Source organism: Paraburkholderia sp. SIMBA_027, from assembly GCF_046535315.1.
GTDB classification, from domain to species: Bacteria; Pseudomonadota; Gammaproteobacteria; order Burkholderiales; family Burkholderiaceae; genus Paraburkholderia; species Paraburkholderia tropica.
Genome location: NZ_JAWRWY010000032.1, coordinates 24,117 through 41,712, shown reverse-complemented (window position 1 = coordinate 41,712; position 17,596 = coordinate 24,117). Strand labels below are relative to the sequence as shown.

The 17,596-nt window shown below is 66.1% G+C and carries 13 protein-coding genes; 7 read left to right on the top strand and 6 right to left on the bottom strand.

Translation table 11 applies throughout. The features are described from left to right. A partial coding sequence (locus SB764_RS36440) for a hypothetical protein (RefSeq protein WP_410866262.1) occupies positions 1-378 on the bottom strand: 378 nt, incomplete at its 3' end. A gap of 36 nt (positions 379-414) precedes the next feature. Between SB764_RS36440 and SB764_RS36435 the strand changes: the two genes are divergently transcribed. Continuing rightward, the gene (locus SB764_RS36435) at positions 415-1,164 is read left to right on the top strand and encodes a pseudouridine synthase (RefSeq protein WP_277397762.1); all 750 of its coding nucleotides are present in this window, start codon (positions 415-417) and stop codon (positions 1,162-1,164) included. A 128-nt stretch (positions 1,165-1,292) separates the two neighbouring features. Here SB764_RS36435 and def read toward each other — a convergent pair whose 3' ends face one another. The 5 genes from def to SB764_RS36410 all read right to left on the bottom strand — a co-directional run bounded on the left by def (position 1,293) and on the right by SB764_RS36410 (position 10,749). Further along, entirely contained in the window at positions 1,293-1,826 is a 534-nt protein-coding gene (gene def, locus SB764_RS36430) for a peptide deformylase (RefSeq protein WP_074984502.1), read from the bottom strand. Then, a complete protein-coding gene (ligA, locus tag SB764_RS36425) occupies positions 1,823-3,883 on the bottom strand; it encodes an NAD-dependent DNA ligase LigA (protein WP_074984500.1) in 2,061 nt (686 codons plus the stop codon). The genes def and ligA overlap by 4 nt, the downstream gene beginning before the upstream one ends. A gap of 426 nt (positions 3,884-4,309) precedes the next feature. Further along, positions 4,310-5,680, bottom strand: a complete 1,371-nt coding sequence (locus tag SB764_RS36420; protein ID WP_065060175.1) for a cell division protein ZipA C-terminal FtsZ-binding domain-containing protein — start codon at positions 5,678-5,680, stop codon at positions 4,310-4,312. A gap of 123 nt (positions 5,681-5,803) precedes the next feature. Beyond that, a complete protein-coding gene (smc, locus tag SB764_RS36415) occupies positions 5,804-9,322 on the bottom strand; it encodes a chromosome segregation protein SMC (protein WP_410866261.1) in 3,519 nt (1,172 codons plus the stop codon). Between the two features lie 218 nt (positions 9,323-9,540). Then, complete coding sequence (locus tag SB764_RS36410) at positions 9,541-10,749, bottom strand: DMT family transporter (RefSeq protein ID WP_244145555.1); 1,209 nt, start codon at positions 10,747-10,749, stop codon at positions 9,541-9,543. Between the two features lie 462 nt (positions 10,750-11,211). Here SB764_RS36410 and dapC point away from each other — a divergent pair, with 462 nt between their 5' ends. The 6 genes from dapC (at position 11,212) to cls (ending at position 17,588) form a co-directional block, all read left to right on the top strand. Further along, positions 11,212-12,435: a succinyldiaminopimelate transaminase gene (gene dapC, locus SB764_RS36405; RefSeq protein WP_410866260.1), complete on the top strand. Its 1,224-nt coding sequence runs from the start codon at positions 11,212-11,214 to the stop codon at positions 12,433-12,435. A 105-nt stretch (positions 12,436-12,540) separates the two neighbouring features. After that, positions 12,541-13,368: a 2,3,4,5-tetrahydropyridine-2,6-dicarboxylate N-succinyltransferase gene (gene dapD, locus SB764_RS36400; RefSeq protein WP_027814838.1), complete on the top strand. Its 828-nt coding sequence runs from the start codon at positions 12,541-12,543 to the stop codon at positions 13,366-13,368. Beyond that, complete coding sequence (locus tag SB764_RS36395; RefSeq protein ID WP_410866259.1) at positions 13,368-13,736, top strand: ArsC family reductase; 369 nt, start codon at positions 13,368-13,370, stop codon at positions 13,734-13,736. Before dapD ends, SB764_RS36395 begins: the two co-directional genes overlap by 1 nt. A 148-nt stretch (positions 13,737-13,884) precedes the next feature. After that, entirely contained in the window at positions 13,885-15,021 is a 1,137-nt protein-coding gene (dapE, locus tag SB764_RS36390) for a succinyl-diaminopimelate desuccinylase (RefSeq protein ID WP_110328462.1), read from the top strand. A 33-nt stretch (positions 15,022-15,054) separates the two neighbouring features. After that, positions 15,055-15,951 carry a 50S ribosomal protein L3 N(5)-glutamine methyltransferase gene (gene prmB / locus SB764_RS36385; RefSeq protein WP_074984495.1) on the top strand — a complete coding sequence of 299 codons (897 nt, stop codon included), beginning with the start codon at positions 15,055-15,057 and terminating at the stop codon, positions 15,949-15,951. A 194-nt stretch (positions 15,952-16,145) separates the two neighbouring features. Next, positions 16,146-17,588: a cardiolipin synthase gene (gene cls / locus SB764_RS36380; protein ID WP_410866258.1), complete on the top strand. Its 1,443-nt coding sequence runs from the start codon at positions 16,146-16,148 to the stop codon at positions 17,586-17,588. Positions 17,589-17,596 lie beyond the last annotated feature (8 nt).

Below are 17,596 nucleotides of genomic sequence, written 5' to 3'. Positions count from 1 at the left end.
GAAGGTGGCGAGCGTCGCGAATTCCGTCCGCGTGAGGAAGGTGGCGAACGTCGTCCGTTCCAACGCCGCGATGAAGGTGGCGAACGTCGTCCGTTCCAGCGCCGCGATGAAGGCGGTGAACGCCGTCCCTTCCAGCGCCGTGACGAAGGCGGCGAGCGTCGCGAGTTCCGTCCGCGCGAAGAAGGTGGCGAACGCCGTCCCTTCCAGCGCCGCGACGAAGGCAGTGACCGCCGCGAATTCCGCCCGCGCGAGGACCGCGGTTCCGCGCGCCCGGTAAAGGCGTCGTGGGGTGAGCGCGACGGTGTGCCCACGCGCAAGCCCGCAGCCAAATCCTTCGACAAGGCACCGCGCCGCGACGCCGAGAACACCGCACCGCAACGCGCCGCGCGCGTGGAGATCGATGGCGACAACGTCATGCGTCTGTCCAAGCGCATGTCGGAACTGGGCCTGTGCTCGCGCCGCGAAGCCGACGAATGGATCGAAAAAGGCTGGGTCTTCGTCGACGGTGAAGTTGTCGACACGCTCGGCGCCAAGGTCACGCCCGAACAGCGCATCGAAGTCGATCCCGCCGCCCTCGCCGCCCAGGCGCGCCAGGTGACGATCCTGCTGCACAAGCCTGTCGGCTTTGTCTCCGGTCAGGCCGAAGACGGCTACGAACCCGCCGTGACGCTCGTTACCGGCGACAACCACTGGGACGGCGACCGCTCGGGCATCCGTTTCTCGGCGCAGCATCTGCGCACACTCGCGCCGGCGGGCCGTCTCGATATCGACTCGACCGGCCTGCTCGTCCTGACGCAGGACGGCCGCGTCGCGAAGCAGCTGATCGGCGAAAGCTCGGACATCGACAAGGAATACCTCGTGCGCGTCACCTACGGCGACGTCGAGACCGAAGTCGACCAGCACTTCCCGGCCGAACTGCTCGCGAAGCTGTGTCACGGCCTGTCGCTCGACGACGTGCCGCTCAAGCCCGCCGAAGTCAGCTGGCAGAACGGCGAGCAGTTGCGTTTCGTGCTGCGTGAAGGCAAGAAACGCCAGATCCGCCGCATGTGCGAACTGGTCGGTCTCCACGTCGTGGGCCTCAAGCGCGTGCGTATGGGCCGCGTGATGCTGGGCGCGCTGCCGCAAGGCCAGTGGCGTTATCTGTCCGCCGACGAAGGGTTTTAATGCGCGACGCGGTTCTGCCTGAACCGCAAGCCATGAAGAACGGGAGCCAGTGGCTCCCGTTTTTATTGGTACGTCGAGGCGCGAATGGCACCAATGGCGCAGAGCGCGTGGATTGCGCGCCTCGCGCGTCAGTCGTCGCTATTCGGATCGAGATGCGGGAACAGAATGTCCGTGAAACCGAACTTCGAGAAGTCGGTGATGCGCATCGGGTACAGCTTGCCGATCAGGTGATCGCATTCGTGCTGCACCACGCGCGCATGAAAGCCCTCCGCGACGCGCTCGATCGGCGTGCCGTACTGGTCGAAGCCGTTGTAGCGGATCATCGAATAACGGCTCACCGCGCCGCGCAGACCGGGCACCGAAAGGCAGCCCTCCCAACCCTCTTCCATGTCGTGCGACAAGGGATGGATAACGGGGTTGATCAGCACGGTTTGCGGCACCGCCGGCGCTTCCGGATAACGCTCGTTCTGCTCGAAACCGAAGATCACCACCTGCAAGTCGACGCCGATCTGCGGCGCGGCGAGACCCGCGCCGTTCGCGGCGTGCATGGTGTCGAACATGTCGGCGATCAGTTCGTGCAGTTCGGGCGTATCGAAATGATCGACCGGTCTGGCGATACCGAGCAGGCGCGGATCGCCCATCCTGAGAATTTCGCGAATCATGTTGTGTGCCCCTCCAGGAGCTTGTGCAACCCATCCTCGTCGAGCACCGGCACGCCGAGTTCCTCGGCTTTCGCGAGCTTGCTGCCCGCTTCGGCACCCGCCACCACGTAGTCGGTCTTCTTCGACACCGAGCCGGCCACCTTCGCGCCAGCCGCTTCCAGCATCTCTTTCGCCTCGTCGCGCGTGAGCGTGGGCAACGTGCCCGTGAGCACCACCGTCTTGCCCGCGAGCACGCCAACCGGCGCTTTTGGCGCAGGCGGACCTTCAGCCCATGTGACCTTGCCCGGCGCGCGCAGTTGCTCGATCACGGTGCGGTTATGTTCTTCCGCAAAGAACTGGTGGATCGACTCCGCCACGATCGGCCCCACGTCCTTCACTTCGAGCAGTTGCTCGATGCTCGCGTCCATGATCGGATCGAGCGAGCCGAAGTATTTGGCCAGATCCTTCGCGGTGGACTCGCCCACCTGACGGATGCCCAGTGCATAAATGAAGCGCGCCAGCGTGGTCGACTTGGCTTTTTCGAGCGAATCTAGCAGGTTTTGCGCCGATTTCTCGGCCATGCGATCCAGTTCCGCGAGTGTCGCGAAACCGAGATTGAACAGGTCCGCGGGCGTGCGCACGAGATTCTGCTCGACGAGCTGGTCGATAATCTTCTCGCCCAGACCGTCGATGTCGAGCGCGCGCCGCTGTGCGAAATGCCAGAGCGCCTGCTTGCGCTGCGCCGGACAGAACAATCCGCCCGAGCAGCGCGCGATGGCCTCGTCGGGCAGACGTTCGATGCGCGAACCGCACACCGGACATTCGGTCGGCATGACGAACTCGGCCGCGTCGGCCGGACGACGATCGAGCAGCGCGCTCACCACCTCCGGAATCACGTCGCCGGCGCGCCGCACGATCACCGTGTCGCCGATGCGAATGTCCTTGCGGCGCACTTCGTCTTCATTGTGCAACGTGGCGTTCGTAACGGTCGCGCCGCCCACGAACACCGGCTCCAGCCGAGCGACCGGCGTGATGGCGCCGGTACGGCCCACCTGCACGTCGATGGCCAGCAGCTTCGTGAGCGCTTCCTGCGCCGGAAACTTGTGCGCGAGCGCAAAGCGCGGCGCGCGCGAGACGAAACCAAGCGCGTCCTGCTCGTCGCGGCGGTTGACCTTGTAGACCACGCCGTCGATGTCGTACGGCAGGCTCTCGCGCTTCTCGCCGACCGCACGGAAGAAGTCGAGCAAGCCTTGCGCGCCCTTCACGACCGCACGCTCGCCGTTCACCGGCAGGCCCATTTCCGCGTACCAGTCGAGCAGTTCGCTATGCGTGGCCGGCATCGGCTCGCCTTCGAGCACGCCGATCCCATAAGCGAAAAACGACAGCGGACGCTGCGCCGTGATCTTCGAATCGAGCTGACGCAGGCTGCCCGCCGCCGCGTTGCGCGGGTTCGCAAATTCCTTGTGCCCGGCCTCGCGCTGACGATCGTTCATGCGCGCGAAGTCGCGGCGGAACATCAGCACTTCGCCGCGCACGTCGAGCACCTTCGGTACGCGCTTACCCTTCAGCCGCAGCGGCAGCGAGCGGATCGTGCGCACGTTCTCGGTGACGTTCTCGCCCGTCGCGCCGTCGCCGCGCGTGGACGCTTGCACGAACACGCCGTCGACATAACGCAGCGAAATGGCCAACCCGTCGAACTTGAGCTCGCAGGCGTATTCGACCAGTTCGCCTTCGGGCTTGCCGAGCGTGTCGTGCACGCGCTTGTCGAACGCAGCGATGTCTTCGTCGGCGAAACCGTTGTTGAGCGACAGCATCGGGACGTCGTGGACGACCGGCTCGAAACCCTCTGACGCCTCGCCGCCGACGCGCTGCGTGGGGGAATCGGGCGTGATGAGGTCGGGATGCTCGGCCTCGATCGCCTGCAACTCGCGGAACAGCGTGTCGTATTCCGCGTCGGGCAGCTCCGGCTGGTCGAGCACGTAGTAAGCGTGATTGGCGCGCTCGAGTTCGGCGCGCAGCCACGCCGCGCGCTCGGTCGCGGTGGATGCTTCAGAGGGACGGGCGGGATGACGGACCATGCTGGGAACGGTTTCTGACGAGTGTTTTCGGAGTCAGATTATCTCAGGAAGCCGCCCGTGTCGCATCGGCCGAATGGCTAACGTCGGGAGAACTTCGGGGTGGCTGCGTGCGCTCCCGTACGCGACGCTCGATTCTCCTGGCCGAACGGCTAACGCTGGCCCGAATCCATTGACGAAGCCCCCGCGCCGATGCGAACTTAAAAGCATCGTAACCGGCCCGGAAGCCGCACTTGCCAACCGCTCATGAACATGCCGAATCCACGCTCCGTGCCTGCCGCGTGTGCCGTTCCGCCTCTTCGCACCCGCGCGCACTCTGCTCTGGCGCCCCGTTGCTTCCCGGGCGCAAACCCGGACGCAAACCCAGACGCAAAAAAGGCGCGGCGCCACGACAGCACCGCGCCTTTCGCGCTCGACTTATTTCAGCTCTTACTGGCTGAACAGGCGGCGCGTGGCCGGCGAGCCCGCCGGAATGCCGGCTTGCTCAAGCTTCGCGTAGAGCGTCATGAGCTGCTTGTCGATGTTCTGCAACACCGACTCCGGCAGCGGACGGCGCTGGTCGTCCACCACCCGACCGCCGATGCGCTCGGCGAGCGAACGCGCGTAGTCGCACATCAGGCGGAACGGCAGGATGTCCTCGTCGGCCACCGGCACGTCGAGGATCAGCGTGATCATCTGGCCGCCCTTGTACGTGAGGTCGTCGCGCAGGAAATTCGTGTCGCCGAACTGAAGCATGAACACCGGGCTCTGCTTCGCGTCGAGCTTCACGAAACGCGTGCCGTCGCGCGACAGCAGCAGACCGTCCTGCGCCGCCACCGCCTGCACATAGTTCGCCGACCACGGTGCGCCGTCCGACAGCACGTTGATCGACAGCTGCGCGTCGCACTGCGCGGCAAATCCGTCGAGCTCGCGCGCCATCGCGACCGTTTCCATCATGTCGGGGAATTCGGGCAAGCCGTCCACACCGTCGGCGAACTGCTGCACGCCCGTCACGAACTCCGAGAACTCCAGCTCGTTGAGCGGGCCATTGCGGTTCGCAAGCTGCGCCGCCGCGCGCAGTTCCTCGTAGCGCACGCCGTTCTGCAGCAGCTCCCAGCCGTCGCCGCCCTCGGGCTTGCCTTCAATGTGCACAGGCTTGCTGCCGGCGCGGCGCAAACGCTGCGCGAGCGGAATCACCCGTTCGCCAGGCAGCACCGCGCCCAGACGAATCGGCACGATACAGTCGATGCGGCGATCCACGACCGCTGGAGGCGCCGACGAAATGGTCGTAGCAGCGGGCAGCACGGGTTCGACGCGCTCGCCTTCAGCGCCTTTCGCCTCTTTGGCGTCTTTGGCCGGCTTGGCTTCCGCTTTTACCTCGGCTGTAGCGTCCTTGCCTGCAACCGCTTCGCCTGGCTGCGCGTCGGCTGCATCAGACGTGGCGGCAACCGTGGCCGGCTCGCCGTCCTCATTCGCGACCTGCGCCGGTTCAGCTTCGGCGAAACCGTTCGGCGAGGTGTTCTCCGCCTGAATGTCCACGGGCGTATCGGCGGGCGCTACGGAGCCGAAGCCCGGCTCCACGCGTTCTTCAGCCAGTTCGCCGCCCGCGAGCGAGGGCTCGCGGCGCGACGGTGCACGAGCCGGCTCGATGAACGGGCTCTGTTCCTCGAGTTCGCCGCCGAGCGGCGTCTCGACCGCCTCTTCGGGCATCGGACGCGGCATGCGCCGGCGCACCTTGGCGCCTTGCCATGCGTTGTACACCACCACGCCCCCGACGACCACGGCACCCGCGCCGATCAACCCGAGAGTCAACTGATCCATGCATGCTCCATCAGCAATTCTTTTTCCGGCGGCGCGCCCGGCGCGCCGTCCTCGTCTATCGATATAGACAGCAATTCAAACCGCGAAGTAACACGCGAGTCAGATCGCGCGTTCCATCGCCAATCAGATCGTATTCTGTGCGAAACCCGCAGCCGTTTCCATGTCGACGGCCACGATCCGGGACACGCCCTGCTCCTGCATCGTCACGCCGATCAGCTGCTGCGCCATCTCCATCGCAATCTTGTTGTGGGAGATGAACAGGAACTGCGTCTTGTTCGACATCGCACGCACGAGGTTGGCGAAACGCTCCGTGTTGGCGTCGTCGAGCGGCGCGTCCACTTCGTCGAGCAGACAGAACGGCGCAGGATTGAGCTGGAACATCGCGAACACGAGCGCCGTCGCGGTCAGCGCTTTCTCGCCGCCCGACAGCAGGTGAATCGTCGAGTTCTTCTTGCCCGGCGGCTGCGCCATGACCTGCACGCCCGCATCGAGAATCTCGTCGCCGGTCATGATGAGCTTCGCCTGACCGCCACCGAAAAGACGCGGGAACAGATCGCCGAAATGCTTGTTCACTTCGTCGAACGTGCCTTGCAGCAACGTGCGAGTTTCCTGGTCGATCTTGCGGATCGCGTCTTCGAGCGTTTCAATCGCGCTCGTCAGGTCGGCCGACTGCGCGTCGAGGAAGGTCTTGCGCTCCTTCGCCGCGGCCAGTTCATCGAGCGCGGCCATGTTGACCGGTCCGAGCGCCGTGATCGCGTTGTTGATGCGCGTGACTTCGCCTTGCAGATACGAGGGCTTGAGGTCCGGCGTGAGCTTTTCCTGCAGCGCCGCCTCGTCCACACCGGCCGCCTGCAACTGCTCGACGAACTGCTCGCCATTCAGGCGCGCGGCCTGCTCCTTGAGCTGCAATTCGGTGATGCGGTCGCGCAGCGGTTGCAGCGCGCGTTCGGCAGCAAGGCGCGTTTCGTCGGCGGCGCGCAGTTTCGCGCTCAGATCGTCGAGTTCGGCGCGCGCGTTGCGCAGCAGTTCTTCCTTCTCCGCGCGAATTTCCAGCGCGTCTTGCAGGCCGGTGTGCGCGGTCTGCTCGTTGATCGTTTCGAGTTCGGCGCGCGCGTCTTCGAGCGAGCCCGCCACGCGTTCGCTCTGATCGTGCGAGATCTGGATGTTGCGGCGCAGTTCTTCGATGCGCGCGGCCAGATTACGGGCCGCGAAGCGCGCGTCGCCCGCGGCGCGTTCGAGATCGCGCGCGGCGTTGCGCGCCGCACCCAGTTCTTCGTCGAGCGCCTCGAACGCGAGCTGGTTGTCTTCGAAGCGCGCCTGGAGTTCGGCGAGCTCGCCGTCGTGGCGCTCGAAATTCGCTTCCGATTCGGCACGCAGCGCGCGCTGCTCTTCGATCTGCGCGCGAATTTCGTCCAGTTCTTCACGGATCTGCGTGCTGCGCGCCGTGTAGCGCTCGTGCGCCTGCGTGAGCTTGAGCACGTCCATCTGCAGCGCATGCACGCGCTGCGTGGCGCGGTCGGCTTGCTGGCGCGCCTCGCCGACCACCTGCGCGGCCTGCGTATGCGCGGCTTCCGCACGCACCACGGCCGAGCGGGCTTCGTCGGCGAGCAGCGCCTGGGCACGCACCTGGCGCGCGAGATTTTCGATTTCCTGCTGGCGCGCCAACATGCCCGCCTGCTCGGAATCGGCGGCGTAAAGCTGCACGCCCACGCGCGACACCGAGTGACCGGCCTTCACCACGAACGCGCCGCCTTCGGGCAATTGCGCGCGTTGCGCGAGCGCTTGCGCCAGATCGTCCGCGACGAAGGTCGTCCCGAGCCATTCGTTGAGCACTGCGCGCAGGCCTGCATCGTCGATACGCACGAGCGAGAGCAGCGGCGTGAGACCTGCCGGTACACTAGCCGTCTGGCCAGCCAGCGGCGGCGCGTAGAACGCGAGCTTGGCGGGCGGTGCGTCGGTGGCGAACGCCTTGACCCAATCGAGATTCGACACTTCGAGCGCCGCGAGACGCTCGCGCAGCACAGCTTCGAGCGCGGTTTCCCAACCGGCCTCGACATGCAGCTTCTTCCACAGACGCGGCAACGCGCCCAGTTCGTGACGCTCGAGCCACGGCTGGATCTTGCCTTCGGTCTGGACGTTGTCCTGCAGTTGCTTGAGCGCCGCCAGACGCGCTTCGAACTGGTGAATCTGGGCGTTTTCGGCCTGTACGCGATCGTGCGCGGCACGGCGCTCGGCGTCCAGACGCGGCACGGTTTCCTGCGCATCAGAGAGGCGGTCCTGGGCGTCGCGAAGAATTTCTTCCTGTTCGGCCAGTTGCACGCGCAGCTCTTCGAGCTGCACTTCGTCCGGCGCGTCGAGGCCGCCTTCCTCCGACTTCAGGCGCTCGTGGCGCTGCTGAAGCTGCTGGAGCATTTGATCGGCGTTGCGCTGATGCGCGGCTTCGAGCTTGAGCGCCTGCTCCGTTCGCGCGATGCCCGCACGCTCGTCGTTCAGTTGAGACTGGGCGTCGCGCCAGCGGTTTTCGAGCGCGGGCAGCGCTTCCTGCTTCGCGGCCGCCTCTTCCTCGGCGATGGCGGCTTTTTCCTCGCCCATCGCCAGTTGCTCCTCCGCGTCTTCGATATCGTCCTGCGCTTTTTGCGCCTGGACCTGCCATTGCTCGCGCTGCGCCGTGAGCGCCGCGATCTGCGCCTGCACACGATTGCGCGATTCGACGATGAACTTGATCTCGGCTTCGAGCCGGCTCACCTCGGCGTTCGCTTCATAGAGCGAGCCTTGCGCGCCCTGCATCGCGTCGCTGGCCGAATAGTGCGCCACGCGCAGCGTTTCGAGCTGCGCTTCGACTTCGCGCAGTTGCGCGGTATGCCGTTCGAGATCGATCTGCGCCTGTTCGATGGCACGCTGCTGGCGCTGCTGCTCGCCCGCCGCCTCGTTCTTGCGCAACAGCCACAGCATGCGCTGCTTCTCTTCGCCGTCGGCCTGCAGTTCGCGGTACTTCGTCGCCACCACGGCCTGGCCTTCGAGCTTTTCCAGATTCGTGGACAGCTCGCGCACGATGTCTTCCACGCGCGTGAGATTCTCGCGCGTGTCGTGCAGGCGGTTTTCGGTCTCGCGGCGGCGTTCCTTGTACTTCGACACGCCCGCGGCTTCTTCGAGGAACACGCGCAGTTCTTCGGGCTTCGCCTCGATGATGCGCGCGATCATACCCTGCCCGATGATCGCGTAAGCACGCGGACCGAGACCGGTGCCGAGGAAGATGTCCTGAATGTCGCGGCGGCGCGCCGGCAGATTGTTGATGTAGTAGCTCGAGGTGCCGTCGCGCGTAAGCACGCGCTTGACGGCGATCTCGGCATACTGGCCCCACTGGCCAGCGGCGCGCCCGTCGGCGTTGTCGAACACGAGTTCGACGCTCGCGCGGCTGCCGGGCTTGCGCGCAGTGGAACCGTTGAAGATGACGTCCTGCATCGACTCGCCGCGCAATTCGGACGCGCGGGATTCGCCGAGCACCCAGCGCACGGCGTCGATGATGTTCGATTTACCACAGCCGTTCGGTCCGACCACTCCGACGAGTTGGCCCGGTACCTGGAAATGCGTGGGATCGACGAATGATTTGAAGCCAGCGAGTTTAATCGAGGTCAGACGCACGGCGATATCGCTGTTTGAATTGGAAGAGTGAACGGGACCGCCCGGACCGCCGCCGCGCACCGTCGACCGTCACTTCAGTCGCACGGCGGCGCGAGGCGCCGCAGGATTCGCATCTGGCCGAACGAACGGCGCGCACAGCACGGACAGCCGCCACGGCTCGCCGTGCGAAGCGCCTGATGCACCTCAGTGCGCGCCCGGCCGGCGAGGATCAGGGGCAATCATACCATCGCACGCGTGCCATTCTGCCCGCCATCGGGCCGGGCGCCACGGCCGTCGTGGTGATTGCGGGTTTTATCGGCACTTTTGTCGGCGGTCGGGTCAACGTTTGCATCGGACTCGTCGTGGCGGCGATCGTAGTCGTGCTGGTCGGACGAGGCACCGGCATCGTCGCGGCCTTCGGCGCTGATCTCCCCGCTGGTCTCGCCGCGAGTTTCATCGTCGAGCAGGCTCGCGTCGGCGTGGGCGATCGCGCTGGCTTCGGCGCTCGCGTGAGCCACCTGCCGGGGACGCTTGCGCGCCTCCTGCGCGCGATGCACCCAGCTCGACAGCAGCGAGGCAAGCACGATACATGCGCCGCCCGCCCATTCGCGCGGCCCCGGCGTCTCGCCGGCGAGCAGCCACGAAGAAAGTGCGGTCACGACGATTTCGAACAACATGATGATCGAGGCCCGGTTGGCTGGCACGCGCGCGAGCCCGTATTGCACGAGCATGTTGTTCACGCCCAGCAGCACACCGAGCGCCAGCACGAGCAAAACCGCGCGGGCGAGCGGCTCGCCGGCATGGAGCGCCGGCATCGGTTCGAAAAACGATGCGATCACGCCGAATATCGCCGCCCCGCCGAAAATCACGGCGGTACGCATTTCGGGCTTCATTTGCGGCAGCACCCGGCTTGTCTTCACGACGAGCACATTGCTCATCGCGAAACCCATGCCGCCCGCGAGGCCCGCCCACTCGGCGGCGCTGCCCGGCAGTGGCACGCCGAGCCTGGGCGACCAGAGCATGAGCACCGCGCCCGCCAGCGACAGCCCGGCCAGCGCAGCGCCGGACCAGGTCAGCCGCTCGTGCAGGATGAAGTGCGCGAAGATCGCCGTCCACGCGGGCGTCAGATAGAACAGCAACAGCACGCGCATCACTTCGCCGTGAATCGCGCCCCATACGAATCCGATGTTGGTGACGCCCGCCGCCAACCCGAGCAGCGGCAACACCCAGTGCCAGCGCACCGTCGAAATCGAGCGGCGGCGCAGCAGCAGCACGAACAGGCAGGCCGCCGCGCTCGTCGCCGCGCCGGCAGCCGTGCCGGTCAGACCGAAGCTCGCCAGCGTGCGCAGCGGAAACCAGATCACGCCCCACACCGAGGCGCCGATCATGATCGCGAGCGTCGGCCAGCCCGATTTCAGATTGCGCGCGGTCAACCAGGCGGCGCTCATCGCGCGAACCTCGCGGACATTGCGCGCATCGCGTTGATCGCGGCCATCCAGCGTTTTTCAGACTGCATTCCAATCCTTGTTCAGTTTCAGCTTGATGGCCGCTCGGGCCGCCGACCGGGTTCGCGCCCGATTCGTGAGCGATCTTTAGCCAGGCCGTGCGCGACCCAAGCCCGACCGAAGCCCGCCTCAAGCCCGATCCACGCCCCGGCCCGCGCGCCACCGCGACCCAATCAGCAAACGGCGGCCACGCTATAATTCAGGTTTTGCCAGCGACGGCAGTCGCACCGCCCGGCACGGCCCCACCCGGCCATGCGGGTCAACCGGTGCGTCAACCGGTGTGTCAACCGCGTGCCAACCAGCGCGTCAATCAGCCGGTCCGTGCGACGCACACCCTGCGCCGCGATCCCGCCGCGTGCCCGCGCCCGTCGCTCCATCCGTTTTTCGCTTACGCCCGCCAGCCCTGTGAATCCGCTACTCGACACCCTCCAGTCCTATCCCTTCGAAAAGCTGCGCGCGCTCTTCAAGGACGTCGCGCCGAATGCTGGCCGGCGCCACATCAGCTTCGGGATCGGCGAGCCGAAACACCCGACGCCCGCGCTGATCCGCGACGCCATCGTCGCCTCGCTCGACGGTCTGTCGGTGTATCCGGCCACGGGCGGCAGCCCGGCGCTGCGCGAAGCGATCGCGAAATGGGTGAGCGAACGCTACAGCCTGCCCGCCATCGACGCCAGCACGCAAGTGCTGCCGGTCTCGGGCTCGCGCGAGGCGCTGTTCGCACTCGCTCAGGCGGTCGTGGACCCCACGGCGGGCGCCAAAGACCCCGCAAAACGGGCGATCGTCCTCTGCCCGAACCCGTTCTACCAGATCTACGAAGGCGCGGCGCTGCTCGCGGGCGGCGAGCCGTACTTTGTCAACAGCGATCCGACCCGCAACTTCGCCTGCGACTATTCGCAGGTGCCGGAAGCCATCTGGGCGCGCACGCAGCTGCTCTACGTCTGCTCGCCGGGCAACCCCACGGGCGCCGTCCTCACGCTCGACGACTGGCGCGAACTGTTCGCGCTGTCCGATCGCTACGGCTTCGTGATCGCATCCGACGAATGCTATTCGGAGATCTATTTCGACGAATCGACGCCGCCGCTCGGCGGTCTCGAAGCCGCGCACCAGCTCGGCCGCGGCTTCGAGCGCCTGATCATGCTGTCCAGCCTCTCGAAGCGCTCGAACGCGCCGGGCATGCGCTCGGGCTTCGTGGCCGGCGACCCGGCGATCCTCAAGCAGTTCCTGCTGTACCGCACCTATCACGGCTCGGCGATGTCGCCGGTCTGGCAGTCCGCCAGCATCGCCGCGTGGGGCGACGAGGCGCACGTGCGCGAGAACCGTGCGAAGTACGTGCAGAAGTTCTCGACCGTCACGCCCATGCTCGCCGACGTGCTCGACGTGAAGCTGCCGGACGCCGCGTTCTACCTTTGGGCCAACGTCGCGCGCACCGGCCTCTCGGACACCGCGTTCGCCCAGCGCCTCTACGCCGACTATAATGTGACGGTCCTGCCCGGCTCGTTTCTCGCGCGCGAAGCGCACGGCGCGAACCCGGGTGAAGGCTTTGTCCGTCTGGCGCTCGTCGCCGACGTCGACGAATGCACCGAGGGCGCGCAGCGCATCGTCGACTTCTGCCGCTCGCTCGAGGCATAACACCGTCAGCCGTAACGCCACCGCCGAACGCGCGCCCCGCCGCGCGCGTATCGCCACCGAATTCCCGCCGTCCAACGGCTTTTGAACTCACACGAAATCATCACCATGTCGCAACAACTTCAGCAGATCATCGACACCGCCTGGGAAAACCGCGCCGACTTTTCGCCCAAGTCCGCGCCGAACGACGTGCGTGAAGCCGTCGCCCACGTCATCGCCGAACTGGACAAGGGCGCGCTGCGCTGCGCCGAGAAGAAGGACGGCGACTGGGTCGTCAACCAGTGGGTGAAGAAGGCCGTGCTGCTGTCGTTCCGCCTGGAAGACAACGCGCCGATGGCCGCCGGCGGCTTCACGCAGTTCTTCGACAAGGTGCCCTCGAAGTTCGCCAACTACACGGCTGAAGACTTCGCCGCAGGCGGCTTCCGCGTCGTGCCGCCGGCCATCGCGCGCCGCGGCTCGTTCATCGGCAAGAACGTCGTGCTGATGCCGTCGTACACCAACATCGGCGCGTATGTCGACGAAGGCACGATGGTCGACACGTGGGCAACCGTCGGTTCGTGCGCGCAGATCGGCAAGAACGTCCACCTTTCGGGCGGCGTGGGCATCGGCGGCGTGCTGGAGCCGCTGCAGGCCAACCCGGTCATCATCGAAGACAACTGCTTCATCGGCGCGCGCTCCGAAGTCGTGGAAGGCGTGATCGTCGAAGAAAACTCGGTCATCTCGATGGGCGTGTACCTCGGCCAGTCGACCAAGATCTATGACCGCGAAACCGGCGAAATCTCGTACGGCCGCATCCCGGCAGGCTCGGTCGTCGTGGCCGGCAACCTGCCCTCGAAGGACGGCTCGCACAGCCTGTACTGCGCCGTGATCGTCAAGAAGGTCGACGCGAAGACGCGCGCCAAGGTCGGCCTGAACGAGCTGCTGCGAGGCGACTGATGGCGAAGGCCGCAAAGACCGTGGTCGTCTACGGCATTCCGAACTGCGACACCGTGAAGAAGGCCCGCGTGTGGCTGGAAGAGCACGGCATCGAGTTCGAATTCCACGACTTCAAGAAAGCCGGCGTGTCGAACGCGCTGGTACAGGACTGGCTCAAGGATGTCTCGCTCGATCAGCTGATCAACAAGCGCGGCACGACGTGGCGCGGCCTGTCCGAGGTTCACAAGGCCGAAGCCGATTCGACCGCGGGCGCGATCGCGCTGATGATCCACAAGCCGTCGATCATCAAGCGCCCGCTCGTGGCCGTGAATGGCCGCGTGAAGACGCTCGGTTTTTCGGCCGAGCAGTACGCGGAGCTGTTTGCCTGAACTGTGTTTGAGGCACTGCGCGAGCGGAGCGCCCGGCCGTCGGAAGTCTTCGATGGCCTCGCGAATCCGCTAGCGCATCATCGTCACAAGCTGTTGCCGGCCCCTGCATTGCAGCGGCGCCGGCATTTTTATTGAAAGTGGTCCCTTCATGTCCGCCACCCTCGCCCTTACCGAAGCCCTGATCGCGCGCGCGTCCGTGACGCCCGACGACCAGCACTGCCAGCGCATCATGACCGAACGCCTCAGCGCGCTCGGCTTCGCGTGCGAAACGATCGAATCCAACGGCGTGACCAACCTGTGGGCCGTCAAGCGCGGCACGGACGCCGACGCGCCGCTGCTCGCCTTCGCGGGTCACACCGACGTGGTGCCGACCGGCCCCATCGAGCAATGGAGCTCGCCGCCGTTCCAGCCCTCGCACCGCGACGGCGTGCTCTACGGCCGCGGCGCCGCCGACATGAAGACCTCGCTCGCCGCCTTCGTGGTCGCCAGCGAAGAATTCGTGGCGGCGCACCCGCAGCATCGCGGCGCGATCGCCTTCCTGATCACGAGCGACGAGGAAGGCCCCGCCACCGACGGCACCGTCAAGGTGGTCGAGGCGCTCCAGGCGCGCGGCGTGAAGATGGACTACTGCATCGTCGGCGAACCGACGTCGACGAATACGCTCGGCGACTGCGTGAAGAACGGCCGCCGCGGCTCGATGTCGGGCAAGCTCGTCGTCAAGGGCGTGCAGGGCCACATTGCCTATCCGCATCTCGCGAAGAATCCGGTGCATCTGCTGGCGCCGGCGCTCGCCGAACTCGTCGCCGAAAAATGGGACGACGGCAACGAATACTTCCCGCCCACCACGTGGCAGGTCTCGAACCTGCACAGCGGCACGGGCGCGAGCAACGTGATTCCGGGCCACGCCGACGTGCAGTTCAACTTCCGCTTCTCGACCGCGAGCACGGTGGAAGGTCTGCAACAGCGCGTGCATGCGATTCTCGACAAGCACGGTCTCGAATACGATCTGCACTGGAGCATCAGCGGCCTGCCCTTCCTCACGCCGCGCGGCGCGCTCTCGAACGCGCTCGAAAAAGCGATTCACGACGAAACCGGCGTGACCACCGAGCTGTCGACCACCGGCGGGACTTCGGACGGCCGCTTCATCGCGCGCATGTGCCCGCAGGTCGTGGAGTTCGGGCCGCCCAACGGCAGCATCCACAAGATCGATGAGCACATCGAAGTCAAATTCATCGACCCGCTCAAGAACGTGTACCGCCGCGTGCTCGAACAGCTGATCGCCTGACGCGATCGGCCTGCACGCACTGGAGCCCCTGATATGACCCATCCGCTTTCCACTACGTTTTCGACCGTGCGCGATCTGTTGCGCTACGGCGTCACGCGTTTTTCCTCGGCGCAACTCTCGTTCGGCCACGGCTCGTCCAACGCCTACGACGAAGCCGCCTATCTGGTCCTGCACACGCTGCATCTGCCGCTCGATCTGCTCGATCCGTTCCTCGACGCGCGCCTCGCGCCCGAGGAAATCGAGAAGGTGCTCGGCGTGATCGAACGCCGCGCCAACGACCGCGTGCCGGCCGCCTACATCACGCAGGAAGCGTGGATGCACGGCCTGCGCTTCTACGTGGACGAACGCGTGATCGTGCCGCGCTCGTTCATCGGCGAGCTGCTCGCGGACGGCCTGCAGCCGTACGTGGAAGATCCCGAGCAAGTGGGCGCCGTGCTCGAACTGTGCACCGGCTCGGCCAGCCTCGCGATTCTCGCGGCGCACGCGTTCCCGAACGCCGATATCGACGCCGTCGACCTTTCCGCGCCCGCGCTCGAAGTCGCGAAGCGCAACGTTCACGAACACGATCTCGACGACCAGATCTCGCTGTTCGAAGGCGATCTGTACGCGCCGCTGCCGGAGCGCCGTTACGACGTGATCATCACGAATCCGCCGTATGTGAACGCCGATTCGATGGCCGCGCTGCCGCCCGAATACCGTCACGAGCCGGAAATGGCGCTCGCGGGCGGCACGGATGGCATGGACATCGTGCGCCGCATCATCAAGGACGCGCGCAACTGGTTGACCGACGACGGCGTGCTCGTGGTCGAGATCGGCAACGAGCGCGAGAACGTGGAAGCGGCATTCGGCGGTCTCGATCTCGTCTGGCTGTCGACGAGCGCCGGCGACGACCAGGTGTTCCTGATCCAGGCCCGCGATCTGCCGGTCTGAATTGACGTTTGAATGTGCGCCCGTGGCAGCGGGCGCACGTCAGTCAGCCACTTCTCGCATTGGCGGAACACCGGCGGCCTGGTCTTCCGCCGCCGGTCTGATGGCGCACGTTGCGCCGCCCTGGGTAAGATGACCGTTTCCCGGCTCACGCGGCTTGGACCTTGCCTGACGCGTCGGCAACGTCTCGCGCCTTTATGCACTTCGACTGGTCAACGCTCGGCACCCTGCTCGCGGTCGTCCACGTATTCGGACTGATCGCGGCCTGCCACGCCATTCTCAATACGCGCACCTCGCAAGGTGCGATCGCCTGGGCCGTCTCGCTCGCGACGATGCCCTACCTCACGCTGATCCCGTATCTGTTCCTCGGCCGCAGCAAGTTCGAAGGCTACGCAGACGCGCGGCGCATCCGCGACGAAACCTTGCGCACACGCGCACACGCCCCCGAACGCGACCGCCCGGCAACCACCAGCATCGGCCCGACGGATCTGCTCAGCGAACGCGTGATCCGCACCTTTGCGCAACTGGGCGGCATGCCGCTCGTGCCGGGCAACGCGGTGCGCACGCTGGTGAACGGCGAGGCCACCTTCTCGGCCATCTTCGACGCAATCGAACAGGCTCGGCGGTACGTGATCGTGCAGTTCTTCATCGTGCACGCGGACGCGCTCGGCGACATGCTCAAGGACGTGCTGCTCGCCGCCGCGCAGCGCGGCGTGCGCGTGTACTTCCTCTACGACAGCATCGGCAGCTTCGACCTGCCCGCCAGCTACGTGCGCGATCTGCGCGCGGGCGGCATCGAGGTGCATCCGTTTTCGGCGAAGCGCCGCTTCGTCAACCGCTTCCAGCTCAACTTCCGCAATCACCGCAAGATCGTGGTGGTCGACGGCGAGCGCGCCTACGTGGGCGGCCACAACGTGGGCGTCGAGTATCTCGGCGCGAACGCGCGGCTTTCGCCGTGGCGCGACACGCATATCGAAGTGCGCGGCCCGGTGGTGGCCAGCATCCAGTTCGCGTTTACCGAGGACTGGTACTGGGTCACCCAGGAATTGCCGGGCTCCGAGCCGCCCGCCGTCACGCCGCGCGACGGCGACGACATGCAGTGCCTCGTCATGCCCACCGGCCCCGCCGACCGCCAGGAAACCTGCTCGCTCTTCTTCGTGGAGGCGATCAACGCCGCCAGCAAGCGCATCTGGATCACCACGCCCTATCTCGTGCCCGACTCGGCTGTGCTGTCCGCACTACGCCTCGCGGCGCTGCGCGGCGTGGACGTGCGCATCATGATCCCGAGCCGCCGCGACCATTACGTGGTGTTCGAAGCCTCGACGCTCTACGCCTACGACGCCGTGCGCGCGGGTATCCGCATCTTCCGCTACAAGCCGGGCTTCCTGCACCAGAAGGTCGTGCTGATCGACGACGTCGCCGCCGCGATCGGCAGCGCGAACCTGGACAACCGCTCGTTCCGCCTGAACTTCGAGATCATGGTGCTGACCGTGCACCGCGGCTTCGCCGCCGAAGTGGGAGCGATGCTGGAGCGCGACTTCGCGCACACCTTCGAGATCGACCGCGGCGAATACCGCAACGCGCCCGCGTGGCGCAAGATCACCATGCACCTCGCGCGGCTGTTTGCGCCGATTCTCTAGCGCCCGGC